The 18,643-nt window shown below is 55.1% G+C and carries 17 protein-coding genes; 6 read left to right on the top strand and 11 right to left on the bottom strand.

The window, feature by feature from the left end; all coding sequences use genetic code 11:
- Positions 1 to 51: 51 nt before the first annotated feature.
- The 5 genes from ACR0DE_RS02600 to ACR0DE_RS02620 form a co-directional block, all read right to left on the bottom strand.
- Entirely contained in the window at positions 52 to 2,844 is a 2,793-nt protein-coding gene (locus ACR0DE_RS02600) for a bifunctional aconitate hydratase 2/2-methylisocitrate dehydratase (protein WP_480751648.1), read from the bottom strand.
- Positions 2,845 to 3,135: 291 nt separating this feature from the next.
- Positions 3,136 to 3,624, bottom strand: a complete 489-nt coding sequence (locus tag ACR0DE_RS02605) for an aminomethyltransferase family protein (protein ID WP_170596648.1) — start codon at positions 3,622 to 3,624, stop codon at positions 3,136 to 3,138.
- A gap of 1 nt (position 3,625) precedes the next feature.
- A complete protein-coding gene (locus ACR0DE_RS02610) occupies positions 3,626 to 6,496 on the bottom strand; it encodes a 2Fe-2S iron-sulfur cluster-binding protein (RefSeq protein ID WP_480751651.1) in 2,871 nt (956 codons plus the stop codon).
- Positions 6,483 to 6,740 carry a sarcosine oxidase subunit delta gene (locus ACR0DE_RS02615; RefSeq protein ID WP_170635755.1) on the bottom strand — a complete coding sequence of 86 codons (258 nt, stop codon included), beginning with the start codon at positions 6,738 to 6,740 and terminating at the stop codon, positions 6,483 to 6,485. Before ACR0DE_RS02615 ends, ACR0DE_RS02610 begins: the two co-directional genes overlap by 14 nt.
- Before the next feature lie 14 nt (positions 6,741 to 6,754).
- Positions 6,755 to 8,005: an FAD-dependent oxidoreductase gene (locus ACR0DE_RS02620; RefSeq protein WP_480751654.1), complete on the bottom strand. Its 1,251-nt coding sequence runs from the start codon at positions 8,003 to 8,005 to the stop codon at positions 6,755 to 6,757.
- Between the two features lie 272 nt (positions 8,006 to 8,277).
- Here ACR0DE_RS02620 and ACR0DE_RS02625 point away from each other — a divergent pair, with 272 nt between their 5' ends.
- Positions 8,278 to 9,081, top strand: coding sequence for a phytanoyl-CoA dioxygenase family protein (locus ACR0DE_RS02625; RefSeq protein WP_480751656.1), 804 nt, complete (start codon positions 8,278 to 8,280; stop codon positions 9,079 to 9,081).
- A 34-nt stretch (positions 9,082 to 9,115) separates the two neighbouring features.
- On the opposite strand, the gene ACR0DE_RS02630 is transcribed toward ACR0DE_RS02625, so the two are convergent.
- On the bottom strand, positions 9,116 to 10,165 hold the full coding sequence (locus ACR0DE_RS02630; RefSeq protein WP_480751659.1) for an aromatic ring-hydroxylating dioxygenase subunit alpha: 1,050 nt from the start codon (positions 10,163 to 10,165) through the stop codon (positions 9,116 to 9,118).
- 96 nt (positions 10,166 to 10,261) lie between these two features.
- On the bottom strand, positions 10,262 to 11,191 hold the full coding sequence (locus ACR0DE_RS02635) for a LysR substrate-binding domain-containing protein (protein ID WP_170511717.1): 930 nt from the start codon (positions 11,189 to 11,191) through the stop codon (positions 10,262 to 10,264).
- A gap of 95 nt (positions 11,192 to 11,286) precedes the next feature.
- Between ACR0DE_RS02635 and ACR0DE_RS02640 the strand changes: the two genes are divergently transcribed.
- From ACR0DE_RS02640 to ACR0DE_RS02650, 3 genes are all read left to right on the top strand, one after another.
- Positions 11,287 to 12,372 (top strand): hypothetical protein, encoded by a 1,086-nt coding sequence (locus ACR0DE_RS02640; protein WP_480751661.1) that lies wholly within the window; start codon positions 11,287 to 11,289, stop codon positions 12,370 to 12,372.
- 154 nt (positions 12,373 to 12,526) lie between these two features.
- Positions 12,527 to 13,471, top strand: a complete 945-nt coding sequence (locus ACR0DE_RS02645; protein ID WP_480751663.1) for a fatty acid desaturase family protein — start codon at positions 12,527 to 12,529, stop codon at positions 13,469 to 13,471.
- Between the two features lie 3 nt (positions 13,472 to 13,474).
- Entirely contained in the window at positions 13,475 to 13,792 is a 318-nt protein-coding gene (locus ACR0DE_RS02650; protein WP_480751666.1) for a non-heme iron oxygenase ferredoxin subunit, read from the top strand.
- Positions 13,793 to 13,799: 7 nt separating this feature from the next.
- Here ACR0DE_RS02650 and ACR0DE_RS02655 read toward each other — a convergent pair whose 3' ends face one another.
- From ACR0DE_RS02655 to ACR0DE_RS02670, 4 genes are read right to left on the bottom strand one after another with little or no spacing between them, the layout of a single operon-like run.
- Positions 13,800 to 14,681, bottom strand: coding sequence for an amino acid ABC transporter permease (locus ACR0DE_RS02655; RefSeq protein ID WP_170562105.1), 882 nt, complete (start codon positions 14,679 to 14,681; stop codon positions 13,800 to 13,802).
- Between the two features lie 53 nt (positions 14,682 to 14,734).
- Entirely contained in the window at positions 14,735 to 15,568 is an 834-nt protein-coding gene (locus ACR0DE_RS02660) for a transporter substrate-binding domain-containing protein (RefSeq protein ID WP_170393843.1), read from the bottom strand.
- Between the two features lie 36 nt (positions 15,569 to 15,604).
- Positions 15,605 to 16,447: an amino acid ABC transporter permease gene (locus ACR0DE_RS02665; protein WP_170393841.1), complete on the bottom strand. Its 843-nt coding sequence runs from the start codon at positions 16,445 to 16,447 to the stop codon at positions 15,605 to 15,607.
- 1 nt (position 16,448) lies between these two features.
- Positions 16,449 to 17,195 carry an amino acid ABC transporter ATP-binding protein gene (locus ACR0DE_RS02670; protein WP_480459463.1) on the bottom strand — a complete coding sequence of 249 codons (747 nt, stop codon included), beginning with the start codon at positions 17,193 to 17,195 and terminating at the stop codon, positions 16,449 to 16,451.
- Positions 17,196 to 17,464: 269 nt separating this feature from the next.
- On the opposite strand from ACR0DE_RS02670, the gene ACR0DE_RS02675 reads away from it, so the two are divergent.
- A complete protein-coding gene (locus ACR0DE_RS02675) occupies positions 17,465 to 18,043 on the top strand; it encodes a carboxymuconolactone decarboxylase family protein (RefSeq protein ID WP_480568068.1) in 579 nt (192 codons plus the stop codon).
- Positions 18,044 to 18,054: 11 nt separating this feature from the next.
- Positions 18,055 to 18,642 carry a helix-turn-helix transcriptional regulator gene (locus ACR0DE_RS02680; protein WP_170393837.1) on the top strand — a complete coding sequence of 196 codons (588 nt, stop codon included), beginning with the start codon at positions 18,055 to 18,057 and terminating at the stop codon, positions 18,640 to 18,642.
- Position 18,643 lies beyond the last annotated feature (1 nt).

Raw genomic sequence — 18,643 nt, forward strand, 5'->3', positions numbered from 1 at the left:
TATTAGACAGCATAAGGCCGGTGCGCCTGAGCGGCGACCGGCCTTCTCCAATCAGAAATGTGCCGAATTGGAATTTGCGGGCTTGGCGACCGGAGGTGCAAAGCGGGTCAAGTCGATCCCTTCGACAGCGGCCTTGTATTCCTCGATTTTCGGAGTTCGCCCGAGGATGGCAGACAGTACAACTACCGGTGTGGAAGCCAGAAGGGATTCACCTTTCTTATCTTCCGAGTCCTCGACAACACGCCCTTGGAACAAGCGAGTAGATGTCGCCAGAACAGTATCACCTTTCTCAGCCTTTTCCTGATTACCCATGCAAAGGTTGCAGCCCGGACGCTCAAGATACAGCGTATTTTCGTATTCGGTTCGCGCTGATGTCTTGGGGAAAAGATCGTCGAATTCGAAACCGGAATATTCCTGAAGAATGCTCCACTCACCTTCTTCCTTTAACTCATCAACGATGTTGTAGGTTGGCGCCGCGACGACCAGAGGGGCTTTGAATTCAATCTTGCCCTCCTTCTTCTCAAGGTTCTTAAGCATCTGCGACACGATGATCAGATCACCCTTGTGGACCATGCAAGACCCGACAAATCCCAGATCCACTTTCTTTTCCCCTTTGTAGTAGGAAACAGGCCGGATCGTATCGTGCGTATAACGCTTGGAGACATCCGCGTTGTTCACATCAGGGTCGGCGATCATGGGCTCGTTGATCTCGTCCAGATCAACCACCAGCTCGGCAAAATACGCGGCATTTTCATCCGGCCTCAGGGCTGGAACTGCGCCGGATCTGATCTCGGCAATGCGTGCGTCGGCTTTGTCGATCAGGCCTTGCAGGGTCCGCGCCTCATTCTCCATGCCCTTGTCGATCATGATCTGAATCCGACCTTTGGCGATTTCCAGTGACTCGATCAGGGTCTCGTCTTCGGAAATACAGATCGAGGCCTTCGCCTTCATCTCGGCCGTCCAGTCGGTGAAGGTAAAAGCCTGATCCGCCAGCAGGGTTCCGATATGAACTTCGATAATACGCCCTTGGAACACGTTATCGCCGAAAGCCTTCAGCATCTGAGCCTGTGTCGCGTGGACCACGTCGCGGAAATCCATGTGATCGGCCATTTTGCCTTTGAACGTCACCTTCACGGATTCCGGAATGGGCATGGTTGCTTCGCCCGTGGCCAGTGCCAAGGCAACGGTGCCCGAATCCGCCCCGAAAGCCACACCTTTGGACATGCGCGTGTGCGAGTCGCCCCCAATGATGATGGCGCGATCATCCACGGTGATATCGTTCAGAACCTTGTGGATCACGTCGGTCATCGAGTGATATTCACCCTTGGGATCGCGCCCTGTGATCAGGCCGAAATTGTTCATAAACGCCATCAGTTTGGGGATGTTGGCTTGCGCCTTCTTGTCCCAGACCGAGGCGGTGTGGCAACCGGACTGATACGCGCCATCGACGGTTGGAGAAATCACGGTCGCCGCCATCGCCTCAAGCTCTTGCGAGGTCATCAGGCCAGTGGTGTCCTGCGATCCTACGATGTTGACCTTGACCCGTACGTCCGACCCGGCGTGCAAGACCGTGCCTTCCGCTACTCCCAAAGCGTTGCGGTTAAAGATCTTTTCAACCGCGGTCAGGCCCTGTCCATCTCGGCTGATTTCTTTCGACGGCGCAAATGCCGACTTCAGCTCGACTCCCAGTGTCTGTGCTGCAAATGTTTGCAACTTCTTGCCGAACACGATGGCGTAGGATCCGCCGGCCTTCATGAACTCCTGCTTTTGCGGAGTGAAGGACGAGGCAATATCAACAAGCTCTTTGGCGCCATCGGCGTCATAAAGCTTTTTGTCTTTCGTATTGATCGTGAGCACTGTCCCGGTTTCGACCGAGTACTTTTGCTCCAGGATAGGGCTGTCGTCATTGTTGAGGATCGGATTCCCCGCGGAATCGACTTTCTTGACCCAGTTTTTCAGGTCGATACCAATCCCGCCCGTCACACCAACGGTGGTCAGAAAGATCGGAGAGATACCGTTCGTGCCGGCCACGATCGGGGCAATGTTTACGAATGGCACATATGGGCTGGCCTGCTTGCCGGTCCAAAGCGCCACGTTGTTGACACCCGACATCCGGGACGAGCCAACGCCCATTGTCCCTTTCTCAGCAATCAGCATCACGCGTTTATCTGGGTGCTGGCGCTGTAATGCTTGAATCTCGTCTTGCGCTTGCTGCGAGATTAAGCACTTGCCATGCAGCTCCCGATCAGAGCGCGAGTGTGCCTGGTTGCCCGGCGACAGCAAGTCAGTCGAAATATCGCCCTCGGCAGCGATATACGTGACAATTTTGATCTCTTCCTCGATATCGGGCAGCTTGGTGAAGAACTCGGCCCGTGCATAGCTTTCAAGAATGTCGCGTGCGACCGGATTTCCGGCAGAAAACGCCTCCTTCAAACGATCCGTATCAGCCTCATACAGGAAGACCTGTGTTTTCAGCACTTCGGCTGCCTGCCTTGCGATCTCGAGATCACCACCCAAAGCCAGATCAAGAAGAACCTCAACCGAAGGACCGCCTTTCATGTGCGACAACAGTTCAAAGGCAAAGGGTACTGAAATTTCGTCAACCAGCGCTTCGCCCAGAATGATCTCTTTCAAAAAACGCGCCTTCTCGCCAGCGGCGCTGGTCGTGCCGGGCAGCGTATTATAGATGAAATAGTTTAGAGAATCCGCACGATGCGCATGATCGACGTCCTTGATCTGCGTAACAAGCTCTTTGACAAGCGCGCCGTCATCAATCGGTTTTGGATGCAGATCCTGCGCTTTGCGGGCTTCAATTTCGTCGAGGTAGTTGGTGTAAAGGCTCATGGCTCGTTCCGGTATATGTGGCTCGATTAGCAGGGGCTCAAAGACGTTATGAACGCCCGAGGATCCTAATTGTATGCGGCGGTATACTAAATGACCGGAACTTGCAAGCCTTGCACCTGTGGCGCGATGTCCCGTCTAAAAGCAACACTTCACAAAGGATTTTGTGCCAGCCAATGATTTTCGATAAATCCGATAGGTCCTTATCTGAACCCTGTTCCCAGACGATACGCATATAGACCGCCGAGATAATGAATAGCCATGAGGCGTAAACCGCCCCTGCTTCGAATTGCGTCAGGCGGTTGCTCGGGTCAGATAATCCTGAACCATGTCGCCAAAACTCTGTTCAACCGCAAACTCAAAACCAGCCTCGCAGCGCATCACAAGTGCTTTTAGGCCAAACAACTCGGAATAGGTTACTGCGTCTTCATCAAAAGCGGTGACATGCAGATCGAGCGGGCAGGCAATAGCCATCACTTCAGCGGCTTGGGGTCCGGCGACACCAAAGAAGGTAAGGGTGTCCGATATCCGCACTATACTGATGTCCGCAGGGCAATCCGTTGGTTTGAGCTGTGCTTCCAGTGCCTCTTCCAGTTCCAGCGAAGCACGTACAATCCAGTGATTGCGTCCAATGTGATATACCTCAAACGCTTCCTGCATCGCCCTCGTGTTGGGGCGGCTTGGCAGAGAAAATTCGGCCCAATTTTGAACGACCTCGGGATCCCCTTTGAGGTCAAACAGCGCATTCAGGGTTTGGCGTTCGATCTTGACGTCGTAGCTCATCTCAGGACCTCAGGCGCTGACCCTCGGGGTCATGGAATACAGGCTTTGTGATGGTCACCGGAATCACCTCGTCTTTCAGCCGAACATGCGCGGTTTGCCCGTGTCGCTCCTGCCCGTTCTTCAGCAACGCCAGGCCAACCCAGCGATTGTTGACGACGCTCCAGACGCAGGCGGTAACCAACCCTTCGGTCGCTTCTTTGCGACCTTCGGGGGTCAGTGGCGCGCCTTCGGGCACTTGCTTGTCAGGGTCTTCGGGCAAGATGCCGACCAATTCCCGGCGTTCCCCTACCGCTTCACGGCGCAAGTGGACCGAGCGCTTGCCTAGGTAGTCGGGCTTTTTCTTCGACATTGCCCAGCCCATGCCCAAGTCATAGGCGTCCACGGTACCGTCGACCTCGTGCCCCAGCGAAAGAAAGCCTTTTTCCACACGCAAGACATGGCTGGATTCTGATCCTACAGGCAGGATACCAAAGGGTGCACCAGCCTCCATCACCTTGTCCCACAAGGCGGCCATGTGGCGTGGGGCAACGTTGACCTCATAGGATAGCTCACCGGTGAAACTGACGCGCACAACCCGCGCAGGGAACCCCGCAACCGTACCGTCCCGGAACGACATGAAGGGGAATGCCTCGGGCGACAGATCGATATCCGTACACAGCGCGTGCATGACATCGCGCGCGCGGGGACCACAAATGGTGGCGTTGTTCCACTGGCTTGTCACAGTTGTGATCATGACTTGCCAGTCAGGAAACTCGGTCTGAAGCAGCTTTTCCATGTGCTGGTTGATGGCGTCCGCGTGACCTGTTGAGGTCGAGATCATCCAGCGGTGCTGATCCAGCCGAAAGGCCACCCCGTCATCTATGATCAGACCGTCATCCGACAACATAAGACCATAGCGACCATCGCCGGGCTTCAGGCTGGACATGATGTTCGAATACAGAAAATCCAGAAAGCGCGGAACATCGCGCCCTTTAAGCTCGAACGTGCCGAGCGGCGAACCGTCGTATACGCCAACGCCTTCACGCACCGCGCGGCATTCCCGGTTCACCGCCTCTTGCAGGCCCTCACCGGGTTTGGGAAAAAACCCCGGACGGCGCCATCGGGCACCAGCCTCATACATCACTGCGCCATAATCCTTGTTCCATTGGGTCACCGGCGTGTGCCGGTAGGGGAACAACACCGAGTCCTCACGCAGCCCCCCAATCGCACCGAATGAGACCGGCGTGTAGGGAGAGCGGAATGTCGTCGTGCCAACATCTTGCAATGGAACGCCCTTTTGCAAAGCAACGGTGCCAATAATGTTGATATTGCCCGTCTTGCCCTGATCTACGCCCATCCCGCCAGTGGTGTAGCGTTTGACATGTTCCACGTTGTCATATCCTTCACGCAGCGCCAGATGCACATCGCTGACCGCAACATCGTTCTGAATATCCAGGAATGCCTTTCCGCGTTGCCCTGGCACATCTACGCGCCATAGCGGTTCAATCGAATAAGGCAGCTCTGAACCGTCATCGATGATCCGATCCAGTGTGAGATCCCCCGCCGCCGCGCCGACGGCCCGACAGGATTGAATCGGTTGATCGGGCAAAAACGCAGCGAGTTCTTCATCAAACCGAAATGTGCTGCGGGACTGAGACCACAGGTGCACCGTCGGATTCCAACCGCCGGAATGAGCCAGCAAGTCGCAGTCGATCCAGGTGCCTGCGCCCCCGGACTTGGGAACGGCCTTGACAGCACGGATGCTTTTGTACCCTCGGATATCGGCGGCTACTGTTCCGGCATGGACGGTTATCCCCGACACCAGATCAAGAGATTCCCTTGGAACCGTGTCGCGGCTATCGAGGATCGCGTTAACCGTTACCTCAGCTGCGACCAGATCGGCGGCCACTGCGTAAGCGCTGTTGTTGTTGGTGAACAGAACCACACTCTGACCGGGTGTCACGCCCCAACGATTGACATAGGCCTGCACGGATGAGGCCAACATGACGCCCGGCCTGTCATTATTGGCAAACACCATCGACCGTTCCGTAGCCCCGGTGGCGATCACCACCTCAGCAACACGGACCCGCCAGTTGCGTTCTAGAATGCTGGCCTGATCCGGCTCGCGTTCATTGACGATCAGTAGGTTGTGTTCGCGATAGGCCCATACGGTCGCGTTCTGAAGATGGGTGACGTTTGCCATTTGGCTTAGTTCTTCAACCGCTTCGCCCACCCAATCCATCGCCGGACGCCCGCCAATGATCAGGGTGCGGTTCAGGAGGCTGCCGCCCGCTTCGGTTCCCTCGTCTGCGAGGAAGACACGCTTGCCCGCCCGACCAGCCTCAAGTGCAGCTTGCAGGCCAGCGGGACCTGCACCTGCAATCAAGACATCTGCATGAGCGTAGCGCGCTTCGAAATGCCCCGATGACGGCGGGTGCGCAGGCGCTGCGGCCAAACCCGCTGCCTTGCGAATAGACGGTTCAAACAGATGCCAGTTAGGCCATTTGAAAGTTTTGTAGTAGAAGCCCGCAGGAATGAAACGGCTCAGCAGTTGATTGATCCCACCCAGATCAAACTCGGGTGAAGGCCAGCAATTGACCGAGCGTGCATTCAGCCCTTCGCGCAATGGAACCGTGGTCGCTGGACGGTTGCCCGAGGCGTCCTCGCCTTCCAGCTCCACAAGCGTTCCTGGCTCTTCGGGACCGTGTCCGACAATGCCGCGTGGGCGGTGGTACTTGAAACTACGGGCTGTTACTCGCACCCCGTTTGCCAGCAAGGCCGAGGCCAGAGTGTCCCCTTCGAACCCTTCGTAAGTTTTCCTATTGAACTGGAACGTCAGAGGGCGGCTTCGATCAACACGACCACCCACTGCGCGGCGATTAATCTGAGCCATCGGGCACCTCCACAATGTCATGTGTCACGGTATCCCGCCAGATTGTCAGCCACTCGCCACAGCCCCGTGCGTGCCACCACCGCTCTTGCACAGGCCCCATCGGGTTGGGCGTTATGGTCAGGTATTCGACCCAATCAGCATCGCTGACGGCGTTGGCATCGGGTCGAGCAGCACCGACCGGGCCGCCATAGACGAACTCACTTTCATTGCGTTTGCCACAGAATGGGCAGAGGATGAGCATCATGGTCCTGTCCCTTCCTATCTCGCCGTTGTGGTGCCGGCTTCCATCACAAATTCTAGATGGCGGAAACGGTCCAAAGTGAACGAGGCCATCAGCGGATGCGGCTCGCCTTTGGCGACCAGATGCGCAAGCGTCAGTCCGCCCGCAGGAATGGCTTTGTATCCGCCCCACCAGCCAGCGGTCACGAACAGCCCCGGTACGTCAGTCTGATCCATGATGGGCGAGGCATCATGGGCAATATCAAGATGCCCACCCCATTGGCGCATTAGTTTGAGTTTCTTGAAGCTCGGGAAAAGCGACAGCATCGCGGTCACAGTGTCTTCGAACACATGTTGCTTGATGTCGCGACGAAAGCTTTGCCCCATATCAGGAGCGCCGCCGATCACCATCTCGCCCTTGTCAGACTGGCTGAAATAGAACCCACTGTCCGGGCAATTTACAATGACATCCACCAAGGGCTTCACTGGTTCGGACACAAAGGCCGTCAGGTTCATCGTGCGCAATGGCAGCTTGAGCCCCGCTGTCTCGGTCAATGTCGTGGTATGGCCCGATACGGCCACCACAACCTTTTTCGCCCGCACGGTGCCGCGATTGGTCTCGACACCTTCGATGCGCCCATCAGCGCCACGGATCAATGCTTGCACGGCGGTCTGTTGGTGCATCTCCACCCCCATCGCATCCGCCGCGCGGGCATAGCCCCAGGCCACCGCATCATGACGGTTTACACCTGCGTCCGTGTGGACCATTCCGCAGATGATCGGCAGGCGCGCATCTGGCCCACCGCCTGTTAGCGCAGGTATGCGTTTGCGCAATTCTTCTGTCGTGATTTGTTCATATGTCGAGCCATAGATGTCCATGACCAATTGCCGACGCCGCAACTCTCGCAGTTTGGGCCAGGTCTGCACCACATCCACCATGGTGCGCTTGGAATGCATCATGTTGAAGTTCAACTCATGCGTCAGCCCTTCGTACATCTCGACGGATTTGACGTAGAACGGGATCGACTCGTCACGCATGTAATTTGACCGAATCGTAACCGTATTGCGCGCTATGTTTCCGCCACCCAACCAGCCCCGTTCCAGCACGGCGACGTCGGTTATGCCAAACTCTTTGGCCAGATAATAAGCCGTGGCCAGCCCGTGACCCCCTGCCCCGATCACCACGACTTCGTATTGATCTTTGAGCGGAGGGCTTCGCCAAGCCCGAGCCCAGTTTTTGTGGCCCGAAAGTGCGTTTCGCGCGAGTGAGAATGCCGAATATTTTTGCATAGCAATCATAATATTTACTAAAAATAATCTATCATCAATAAATATATTTACCGGTAAGCAAAAATTCTTGGGCAATCAAAGGTCGTGGGCTACCATGGCGCATGACCTTCAAAATTGAACAGTTTCATCGGAATCTTGCTGGCAAATGGTCGGCCCGATCCCGCTGGCCCTGCTTCATCATAAACTGCCGCAGTTCACCCTCTCTCTGACTCCATGCAGACCGTGGCGCTTTGCGCCTGAATTCAAACCCGCCGGGAAATGAAGCGGATGCTATGGATGGAAGAACTATGATGAACACACCGGATACAGATACTGTTCAGCAAACGTATGCGCGCGACGGCGTCGTTTTATTGAGAAACATCCTCAGGGACGATTGGTTAAATAAGTTGCGTGATGCCGTGGACGAAGAGGTCAAAAAGGGTGACCGGTATTTTGCCTATAAAAATATGCGTGAAAAACCGGGTATCTTTCAGGACTATTGTCTGAACTCAGATATTGGAAAGCGCGTGGCCGAGGTGGCGGGCAGCCCCTGGACTTCGTTGATCTATGACCAAATTTTCGTGAAAGAACCTGGCACACGCACCCAGACCGGCTGGCATACAGATCAGCCCTATTGGCCTGTGGCCGGTCCCATCATGACAATGTGGATCGCACTTGATCCTGTCGACCCAGACAATGGAGCGCTGGAATTTGTCCGTGGCTCGCACGCTTGGGGCGCAAAATACCGGCCTTTCAAAACTGACCAACTTGGCAAGTTTCTTCACTATCTGGAAGAGGATAACCCGGACTATATCGACATGCCCGATTTCGAGGCGGATCGCACTAAATATGACATATTCCACTATGAACAGATGGAACCTGGCGATGCCCTGGCCTTCGATGGAATGACTGTGCATTCGGCGATGGGCAACCGAACCTCGACCCGTCGCAGGCGTGGATATGCGGTACGTTTTGCCGTTGAAGGTGCCACCTATGAACCGCGCGATAGCGTTACTGAATGGCTGCATGATGACGACCTGAAATCGGGTGCTCCCTTTGCCGGTGGGCGCTTCCCTGTCATCTATAGCAACACCTAAGATAAGGGGCCGGGAACTGGCCCCTGTTCAAGTTTTAGGCTTGCCGAATTGCACCCTCTGGCACAGCGACCTCGGCCTCGATCGCTCGGTCGAGCACGCGTCGGTATATTTTTGCCCCGGCATCCAAACCCAGATCAATATGCGGTGTCTGAGCGTTTTTCATGCCCTTGTGCACTTTTTCCAGCACATCTTTGTCTTCAAGAAACGCCATCCGCGCACCATCATTCATGAATTTCGAAACCTCGGCATTGTCCGGATCAGAGTTGCGATGCTGGAACCAGAAATACCTGGTCTGATCCTCGTTGATTGGCGTCATGAAGTTGTAAGAGATGTTGATGAATGTCTCATCGACAGGATCTTTGTCATATCCACCCGTGCCAACCGGAGTATAGATGGACTTATTCAGCCCGATTGCGGGCATGCACATTTCGTAATGCTGCAAGCGGTCGCAATCGCCGTCGAACGAGACCAGTTTGGCATAGTAAGGCGATGGAGGTTTGTTTTCGATCCAGCGCGAGACAATCACGCCGCGATCTGTCTTTTTGACGTCCAGAGGCTCTTCATCCGTTCCCGCGCCGGCGAATGACGAGACATGTACCCAGGCCACATGGCTGGGATCAAGCAGGTTGTCGCAAACCCAAAGATAATGGCAATCGATATCCATCACCCCGCCATCGGTTAGGCCCCAACTCGTGTCATCAAAGTTTTCGATTGGGAAAATCAGGTCCGGATCAGCCAGTTCAGGATCGCCCATCCAGATCCAGAGCAGGCGATAGCGGTCGGCAACTGGATAAGACTTCACCACCGCGCGCCGAGGCGTCATCCCCCGCTGCGTTGGGCTGTCCGTACATTTGCCCGAACAATCGAATGTCAGCCCGTGGTAGCCGCATTCGACCAGATCCCCTTTCAGATTGCCATCGGATAGCGGGAGCTTGCGATGCGGGCAGGCATTCTCAAGCGCAACGGGCGTCCCATCCTGCTGACGATAGAGCACAATGTTCTCACCCAGATATGTCTCAGCCTTCAGTTCGCGCCCGATATCCTTGCTCCAGGCGGCAACATACCAGCAATTTCTGAGGTACATGGTTTGCTCTCCAATTTGATCAGTTGGCTTAGCGCCATTATGGCAGCGTCAGTGCAATACACCATTCCGGATTTGTAATGATACATATAAGGCAAGCTAATTCGGCAGCATTACCGACGGGGGCAGATCGGGCTGCGAAGCAACTTCGGCCTTGATCCAGTTCAGGAACTCGCTGACTTTTTGGCTGTCTTTGCTATCAGGGCGCCGGACGAGCCAATAGGAAAGTGGCGATTGGGTCAGTTGCTGAAACGGTCGCACCAGACGGCCATCGCACAAGGCATCAATCACCAGCGGTTCGCGCCCAAGCGCCACCCCCAGCCCCTCAATCGCTGCCTGTATGACCATGTTTGATTGGCCCAATCGGCGCGTGCGCACTCCAGACGGCAATGTCAGATTGGATTGCCGCGCCCAGAACTCCCATGTTGGGCTGGACGTACCATGGTGCAGATTTTCATCTACCAGCAGTGTGTGCTGTGACAAATCTTCAATGCGCTTCAGTTCAGGCAACAGCGCGGGCGCGCAAACGGGAAACAGCCTTTCCCGCATTAGCAAATCCACTTCAAACCCGGGATATTCACCAAGACCATATCGAATGCCGATATCGGAATCTGCGCCGGAAAACGGATAGTATCCCGTATCCGTCGCGATCGAAATAGACAGGTCCGGGTGGGCCAAATCAAAGTGCAGAAGCCTTGGAAACAGCCAGTTGAATGCAAACCCCGGCAAGCATGAAATCACGATGGTCCGGTCCGCACGCGTTCGATCGCGAAGTTGCGCACACACATCTGAAATGCGCCCCAACCCATCCGAGATTGCCTGCGCCAATTGCTCACCTTCGCGGGTAGGTCGCGATTGCCGCGCACCGCGCACCAGCAAATCCCGCCCAAGCCATTCCTCAAGCGATCTGACGTGCTGGCTGACGGCACTTTGGCTGACCCCCAGTTCCTCGGCGGCAGGTGAAAAGCCGGAATGGCGTACAACTGCCTCAAAGGCTCGCAGCGCAGAGTATGGCAGATTCAAGATCATATTAGTCATCCTAATGTCAGCCATTATCACTTTCAAATGGATTGCCGGCGGCCCTAGGCCGTAAGTTGATAATGTCAAGTAATCAGGAGATGTCGATGTCCGACATGACGCCAGAGCGGGGCGCTTACAATCTGCTGGTCAATTGCGCCCGCGCGGCGGCGGGTGAAAGGCTGCTGATTGCCTATGAACCTGCAGAGTTTGGATATTTCGACGCCGACAGCGTGAATGTTGTCCGTCAGGCGGCCCGTCAACTTGGGCTGGGGGTCGACACGATTGATGTGGGCTTCAATCCGGACAATCCGCAACTATCGCCCGATCTGCTTGCCCGGTTCGAAGCGGCAGACATCATTCTATTTCTGGCCCGACTTGGGGATCAGTTGCGGTTCTCGGACATGCCGCAGGGTAAGAAAGTCATCGTTAGCTTCGCTTTAACCAAAGAAATGCTGGGATCTGGTTTCTCCAACGGCCACCACGATGCGTTCATGGAGCTTAAGGCCGATATCAACGCGGTCTTGGACGCGGCCAGCGAGGTGCGGATCACTTGCCCTTTGGGCACTGATGTAAGCGGTCGGCCAGTGATGAACCTGCAACCATCGGGCGACACCTCGATCCTGCGCTTTCCGATGTCAGTCTTTACTCCGGTTCCTGCCCACAGTTTCTTGGGCCGTGTGGCGATCAGTTTTCTGACGGGAACGGGGTCGAAGTATTACGATGACTACACCATCGAATTCGACCGCCCTGTCTTTGCGATGATGGAGAATGGACGGCTGCAGCGTTTTGACGGCGATCCCGACAACGCCGCACGGGCCGAGGCGCATTATGACCGGGTAGCCAACCAGTTGGGAATTGATCGCAATTTCGTGCACTCTTGGCATGCAGGTATCCATCCGGGCTGCGGCTACCCCTGGGATATGCGCGAAAACTATGAACGCTGGGGCGGCTCAGCTTTCGGAAATCCACGCATCCTGCATTTCCACACCTGCGGGGCGTACGCCCCCGGTGAAATCAGCTGGAACGTTATTGATCCTTCCATCGAAATCGATGGCGTAACTTATTGGGACCACGGTACATTCCATGCCGAACGGCTACCTAGCGGTCAATCAATCCTGGATCGGCACCCTTGCGCGGCCGCCCTGTTCGCCCATCCCGATCCGGATATCGGTCTACGTGCAGTTGGCTGATCAATAGCGGCTTGATCGAATCACGAGCTGTGGAAATACTCTTAGATAATAGGGTCTGTTCGAGTTGGCCCTATGGTGCGGAGCACTCCCGTCTCCGGTGCCGGAATATGCGCAGAGGGCAAGACCCCCGCTCCGGCAAAATCATGGAAATCACATGTCAAAAGCTATTGTTACGCCGCTGACTCAGGCTCTGGCCGAAGGAAAACTGACGCGCGAAGAACTCAAGGGATTCATGCAACGCTCGAACGCGCACGGGTTACGTCATCTTGCAATGTGGATTTTAGTGCTGGCCTGCACGACAACATTGATCACCCTAGCCTGGAACAGTTGGCTGATTTGGCCCGCGATGTTTCTGCAAGGGGTCGTCTTGGTGCATCATTTCTCACTTCAGCATGAGTGTGTGCACTATACCGTGTTTCGCACCCGGTGGTTGAATGATCTGGTTGGTCAGATTTGCGGGCTGATCATCATTCTGCCGCATCGGTTCTTCCGATACGAACATTGTGATCATCACACGTATACGCAACTGAACGGAGAGGATCCCGAACTAATCCCGCTGCCCAAATCCCTTGGCGAGTACTTTCTGTACCTGTCTGCCCTGCCTTATTGGCGCGGTAAGTTTACCGAGCTGTTCCGACATGCCTTTGGGAAGCTCAGCAGGGCCGAGTTGAGTTTCATTCCCAAAGAGGAGCATCAGTCGGTCTATTGGGACGCGCGCCGCATGCTGGCCATTTACGCTTTGATCTTTCTGGCTATGGCCTTCACCGGATGGTGGGGATTGATCTGGTATTGGATCATACCCCTGTTTCTGGGTGAGCCGGTGATGCGATTCATACGAATGACCGAGCATGTCGGACGTCCCACCGTGGCGCAGATGTCAGAAAACACGCGCACCAATCTGGTGTCAAAGCCGATGTCATTTTTATGCTGGAATATGAACTATCATGCCGAACATCACTATGTCGCTTCAGTTCCCTTCCACGCTCTGCCCCGTCTGCATGAGAAGTTAAAGGATCATATCTTCGTCGAGAAAGGTGGATATCTGGCTGCGCATCGCGACATTCTACGGCAGATCATGCAACGCAAAGCCGAGGCCTGAGAGATGGTGGCAGACAAATCTTGGCGCGATGTGATCGAGGCATCGAAACTGGAAGAAAACTGGGTCACGCGGGTTCAGATCGGACCCAGATTGATTGCGGTATATGACACGCCCAGCGGTGTCTATGCCTCGCTGGCATTGTGCAACCATGGCGGGGCTGATCTGTGTGACGGCTATTTTGATGGGCATGTTATCGAATGCCCATTGCACCAGGGCGCATTCGATGTGCGTGATGGCAAGCCCGTTTCGGCGCCTGCGACCCGAGCAATGCGGGTTTTTGATACACGGATTCAGGATGGAATGGTTCAGGTCCGAATGTGACCTGAACCTAGCGCTTGTCAGATCGTTTCTCTAGCCGCGCAAAGATGCGGCTGAGGCCGAAGCAGACGACAAAATAGAATGCAGCCGTTGTGATCCATGCCTCAAAGATCATCCGGGACGAAGCGACCAGTTCGACGGTCTTGTAGGTCAGTTCCTGAACCGAGATCAGCGACAGGATCGAGCTGTCCTTGATTAATGAGATGAACTGATTGGCCAGCGGCGGCACGACCTTTTTCATCGCCTGCGGCAGCACGACATAGCGAAGCTCTTGCAAACGGCTCATCCCGATCGAGCGTGCAGCTTCACGCTGACCTTTGGGGATCGATTGAATACCGGCACGGACAATTTCGCCGACAAATGCGCTTTCAAACAGCGCCAGAACGATGACACCTGAGACAAGCGACGGAAAGCGCCGCATCTCACCAAAGAAAAATGTCCAGATCTGGTTGTCTTCCTGCCGCGCAATTCCACGCGCCCAGCGTTCAAGGTTTAGTGCGTCGATCAGTTGCTGCGACAGGAAGAAAAAGAAAATAAAGACAACAACAACCGGTGGCACATTACGCAGAAATTCAAGATAAGTGCGTGCCAGCATGCGTATGGTCAGGTTCGCAGAACAGCGCGCGATCCCCAGAATCGTACCCAGAATGAGCGCCAAAATGCCGGAATAAATGCTGATACGAACCGTCGCCACCAAGCCTTGCAGCAATAGATTGGCAAAATACTCTTCTCGCCCAGTATGCCAGCCGACGATGTAGCTGGGGATCAATTCCCACCGCCACTTATAGTTCAGCGTGCCTTCGATCGACAGCCAGATATATCCGAAGAAGGCGATCAATACCGCCACGATCAGATAATCCGGCCATCTGAGTTTTCTAAGAAATTCAGGCACCTGGGCGCTCCGCTTCAGGCCCGAGGGCGGCTGATCCGCCCCCGGCTAATTGGTTATTGGGCAACCTGGTCTGCCCACTCTTCAGTTGCGAACCAATAGTTGTGACGCTCTTCCAACCAACCCGACCGCCAGTTCTGAGCGATCCAATTGTTGAAAAAGTTCATGGCATCCGGATCGCCCTTGCGTACTCCGAACGCTTCGCCACGCGGATCATAGAGGTTATCGAACGGAACGGTCAGAGTTTCCGGATGACGACCGGCCTCGCGGTTCGGTGTGGGTTGGGCCGCCATTGAGGCATGCGCGTTTCCGTTCAGCACTTCTTGCGTTGATGCACCGTCTTCATCAAACAACAGCAGCGTCGCGTTGGGGAAGTTTTCCGCGATCACTGTAGCTGGTGTCGCACCGCGACGAGCGGCAAAGGTGACCTCAGGTTTATTGAAATCTTCCAAAGACATACCATCGGTCAACTGTTTGTTAGCCATAATAGCCAGGCCCGAATACGCGTAGGGATCGGTGAAGTTGATCGTCAAGTTTCGCTGCGCAGTCACCGACATGCCCGAGATGATCACGTCGAAATTGCCGGATACGAGCGCCGGGATGATGCCATCCCAGGCGGTCGGTACAAACTCGACCTCTACACCCATGTCCTCGGCCAGCTTGCGACCGACATCCAGTTCGAACCCGATCAGATCACCATTCTTGTCGCGCATCGACCACGGCACGAACAGCGAAAGACCAATCCGGATTACCCCATCCTGTTTGATCGTTTCAATCACACTTTCGCGGGACAGTTCCTGAGTCGCACTTTGCGCCCAGCCTGAGGTCGCCATGCCTGTTGCCACGACCGCGCCCAGGGCCGCCCCGAGCATTCTGCGAGATAGCTTCATCTTGGTTCTCCTTGTTGTCCGGTTAAGTTCTTGTGGTTATTGGTCGACGGCATATTTCTTCTCCAGATAGCTAACGCCAATCGACAGAATCAGGGTCACCACCAGATAGACCAGCGCGATGGTGAACCAGATTTCAAAACTCATGTACGTGTCGGATATAATGTTGCGCCCGAAGGTGGTGAGTTCGGCCACGGCAATGACGCTGACAATAGCCGAGGATTTGATCAGGTGGACGACCTCGCCCGTCATGGGCGGTAGCATAAAGCGAACAGATTGCGGCAGAATTATATATCTGTAGGTCTGATAGGGGGTCATACCGATAGACTTGGCCGCCTCCCACTGACCAGATGGGATGGCGTTGATCCCCGCCCGTAGGATTTCTGAAATCAAGGCTGAATGAAACACCGCCAAAGTCAGGATGCTGGCGGTATATCGATCAAATCCAAAGATAGGACCCAGGACATAATAGAACAGGTAAAGCAGAACCAGCAGCGGGATATTGCGGATCAGTTCAAGGTAGGCAACCGCGACAGCAGTGCCAACTACCAAGCCGGACAAGCGCAGTAACGCCACTAGCAACCCGATAGCTGTGGCCAGCAGAAACGAGGTAACTGACAGCTTGATCGTGGCAACCAGTCCGATGGGGATTTCGCCCCACTCGAACCCAATCTCGGTGTTGCGGTACAGGAATTGGGGCACGCGATACCACTGCCAGTTATAGCCCATACCCTGCGCGCCAACATATGACCCGTAGGCGATCAACCCGACAATAACCGCATAGATCACGACGGACACTAACACCGAACCAAAGAACCGCTTGTATAGTGGTGGCTTCGGCAGCGCTTGCCCGCGTCCCTGTGATATGCCAAGATCGGTCACGTTAGTGTTCCAATATCTGGTTCAGGAATAGACGGCAGCGCTCGCTTGACGGGTTGGTGAAGAACTGATCGGGCGGCGAGATTTCAACGATCTGCCCCGACTCCATAAAGACCATCGTGTCGGCGACCTTGCGCGCAAACCCCATCTCATGCGTGACAACCACCATGGTCATGCCCGTATCGGCCAGTTCAACCATCACATCCAGCACCTCATTGATCATTTCGGGATCAAGCGCGGATGTCGGTTCATCAAACAGCATGATCCGTGTTTCCATGCATAAGGACCGCGCGATCGCGACGCGCTGTTGCTGCCCCCCCGACAATTGCGCCGGGTACTTGTCGGCCTGCTCGGGGATGTGAACGCGATCAAGATAGTTGCGCGCGGTTTCCTCGGCCTGCGCCTTGGATAGCTTGCGCACCTTCATCGGTCCGATCATCAGGTTTTCAAGCACAGTCAGGTGCGGAAACAGGTTGAACTGCTGGAAGACCATGCCGACTTCCTGTCGCAGTTCACGGATTTCCTTGGCACCTTCATAGACTTCGATCCCATCGATCACGAGACGCCCGGAATTATGCCACTCTAACCCGTTGAAACAGCGGATCAGCGTGGATTTTCCCGATCCGGACGGGCCGCAGATTACCACCTTCTCGCCCTGATGAACGGTCAGATCGATGTTCTTGAGCGCATGGAAAGTCCCATAGAACTTATCCAGATTGGTCACTTCGATCATGGGGGAGAGCTGTGTCATGCCGAACCTGTCAAGATGCGGATCAGCTGGCGTCGCTGATCTATGACGCTGTGGTAGTGCGATCGCAACATGAGGTCATGCACGCATGCGCACGAAGTCATTCGCGGCGATTCAGGCAGAGTGGAGAGATCTGGCAAAGCTTCAGAATCCTCAAATTCGTTGCGCGCTGTTCAATATGGTTGCTTAATGTGCAATATTCGTCAATAAAAAACTCAGCCGAACGGCACACGCCGCGAAAATAGAAACAGAAAACACGAGAGGAAACGTGAATGTCCGCCTGGATTCGGATGATATCTGACGAAGATGCCGACGAGCACCTGAGAGCGACTCTGGATCTGGCGCGCACACCACACGGGACCGTGGACAACGTGATGCGTGTGCATTCACTGCGTCCCAACACCATGAAAGGTCACGTCATTCTGTATCGCGCGTGCCTGCATGATGAAGCCAATTCCATACCCATGTGGTTTCAGGAAGTCATCAGCTCTTACGTATCGACGTTGAACACCTGCCCCTATTCTTATGCCAACCACTGGGCAAACGCCCGACATCTGATCGGTGACGACGCACGCGCCGACGCAATCGAGGCCGCGTTAAAGGCCCATCGTCCGCAAGACGCATTTGAGGGTGCGCATCTGGCCGCGCTGATCTATGCGCAAAAGCTGACCCTGTCGCCGGGTGCAATGGAGGAATCCGAAGTTCGCGCATTGAAAGATGCCGGCTGGGAAGACGGAGAGATTCTCGAGATCAACCAGATCGTCGGATATTTCAATTATGCCAACCGATTGCTGAATGGTCTGGGTGTCACAACGGAAGGGGACGTGGTGGGCTACTACGCTGAGGATTGACGGATTGAATCATGCACGATGACACGCCGGGAAGACAGATTGATCGCGCTATTGGTGCCTCGCTCAGGGAGCTGCGCCAAAGCCGCAAGCAATCCGCCCGTCGGTTGGCAGAACAGTCTGGTATCTCGGCTGCAATGGTCAGCCGTATCGAAAACGGGTTGGTCTCTCCGTCAATCGATACGCTGGCTGCACTTGCCGAGGCGTTGGAAGTACCAATCGTATCGCTGTTTCGCGAAGCGCGGACAGATCACACCGACTATACGCTGGTTCGCCATGGCGAAGGGCTAAAGTCTACGCGACTGGCGGGCGGCCATTCGCACGAATACGTCAACCTTGCGCTGCATTCCCGGAAGGACCTGCGCTTTCAGGCCCGTCGTGTCACGTTGTTGCGCGACGAGGGGCAGCCGCCCACTTATGTCGGCCATGGCGTCGTGTTTGTGCAGGTTCTCGAAGGGCAGGCCATCTATCGCTATGGCGAGGCCCGATTTACTCTTTCAGCAGGAGACAGCATCAGCGTCGATGCAGAGCTGAATCACGGCTTCGAAGAGGTACTGACCCCCGAGTTCGTCTTCCTGACCGTTCAGGCCGAGCGTCCGTAGT

Source organism: Ruegeria sp. C10 (genome assembly GCF_056537805.1).